Below are 1,536 nucleotides of genomic sequence, written 5' to 3'. Positions count from 1 at the left end.
TCGCGGCGGGCGCCGCCCTTGAACCCGCTCCGGCCGCGCCCTCCCGCGTCCTCTTCTATGGGGTGACCGGCAGCGGCAAATCGACTGCCGCCCGCGCCTACGCACGGGCCACCGGGCTGCCCGAGTTCTCCGCGGATGACGATATTGGCTGGCTTCCCGGATGGCAGCAGCGCACCGTCGGGGATCAACGGGACATCGCAGCCGGGATTGCTGCCCGGGACAGCTGGGTGCTGGACAGCGCCTACGGGGTCTGGCGGGACATTGTCCAAGCGCGCGGTGATGCGCAGCCTCCAGACGGTCCCCGGGATGCCGGCCACAATCCTGTTCCGCCGTCCCCGGGAGCTAAACGACTGGCTCGCGCAGCTGCCCCCACGTCCTCGCGGGTCGAAAGCCTCTGAATCGACGGCGGACCGCGGCTACGCTGGAGGCATGGCTGGACTCAAGGATCCACGAGAGCTGCGGAAGGCTGAACGCGCTTCCCTGCTGCGCGCCGTGAAGGCATTCCACACCTTCGCCTGGTTCACGATCGAGGCCTGCATGGTCTACGTCCTGTATGCCGGTGCCCGCGGCCGCACCGACCGGCGGGTGGGACTGGCCGCCGCCGTCGTGACCGCCGAAACCCTGGTCTTTGCCGCCAACGGCTTTCACTGCCCGCTCACCGCCGTGGCCAGGGACCTGGGCGATGAGACAGGCTCCGTCACCGACATCTACCTGCCGCGATGGTTCGCGAAGAACCTCCCCGGCATCCACGTCCCACTGATCCTGGCCGCCGTCCTGCTGCACTGGCGGAACCACCGTGCAGCAGTACGGCAACCGGGCGGTTGAGCAGCGGCATTGTGCCGGGCGGAGGAGGCGGTGCTAGCGCAGCGGGTTGCCGTTGAGGTCGACGCGGAAGTTTTCGATCATTGCGTCGACCACCGTGTTCGTCCTCGTATTGATGGCCACCGTTTCCTGGGGGAGGCCCGCTGTGTTGCCGCTGGCCGGTGTGGCGTTCCACCAGCCTTCGGAGCCGCCCACCGCCGATTCCGTCGACGTCGATGCGGACGCCGCCGTCGATGCTGCTGTGGCTGTCGCCGGTATTCCGGAGTCCCCGGCTGCTTCCGCTGCGCCGCAGGCGCTCAACGACATCCCCGCAGCGAGAATCAAACAAACGGTGGCAAGGTGTGGCCGGTGGCAAGGTGTGGCGCTTTGGCCGCGAAGTCCAAGATGATGTCCCCCAACATTGTCTCCGGCCGGCGGTCTCCGGCGCGGGTTGGGATGACCCTACCAGCCCCGTCACCCCATGGCCCGTGCCTACTTTTTGCCGAACAGACCGCCCAGAATTCCGCCCAGTCCGCCGGCGCCGCCGTCTTCATTCTTCTGTTCTTCCGGCTGGCTCTCCGGGAGGTCGACGTCGATCAGCTCCCCGGGGCGCGGCGCACCGTCGGCGGGCTGGCCCTGCGGGCGGGCCTGTGGTTCCAGCGCCGAGTCCTGCCCGGTGTCTGGAACAGCGGCCTGCGACGACGGCTGGCCACCGCCGAACAGTCCGCCCAGCAG

2 protein-coding genes and 2 pseudogenes are annotated in these 1,536 nt (G+C 68.8%); 2 read left to right on the top strand and 2 right to left on the bottom strand.

All coding sequences use genetic code 11. The features are described 5' to 3' along the window. Nucleotides 1-398, top strand: a pseudogene (locus tag BJQ90_RS21995) (hypothetical protein); the annotation flags it as partial. A gap of 31 nt (nt 399-429) precedes the next feature. Beyond that, nucleotides 430-825 (top strand): hypothetical protein, encoded by a 396-nt coding sequence (locus BJQ90_RS21990; protein WP_226762302.1) that lies wholly within the window; start codon nt 430-432, stop codon nt 823-825. 33 nt (nt 826-858) lie between these two features. On the opposite strand, the gene BJQ90_RS21985 is transcribed toward BJQ90_RS21990, so the two are convergent. Both BJQ90_RS21985 and BJQ90_RS21980 read right to left on the bottom strand, forming a co-directional pair. Beyond that, nucleotides 859-1,128, bottom strand: coding sequence for a hypothetical protein (locus BJQ90_RS21985; protein WP_226762301.1), 270 nt, complete (start codon nt 1,126-1,128; stop codon nt 859-861). 165 nt (nt 1,129-1,293) lie between these two features. Then, nucleotides 1,294-1,536: pseudogene (locus BJQ90_RS21980) on the bottom strand (hypothetical protein); the annotation flags it as partial.

The organism is Arthrobacter sp. SO3 (genome assembly GCF_020532825.1).
In the GTDB taxonomy this organism is placed as follows: Bacteria; Actinomycetota; Actinomycetes; order Actinomycetales; family Micrococcaceae; genus Arthrobacter.
The sequence above is the reverse complement of the archived record's forward strand: the minus strand, read 5'-3'. Positions and strand labels throughout refer to the sequence as shown.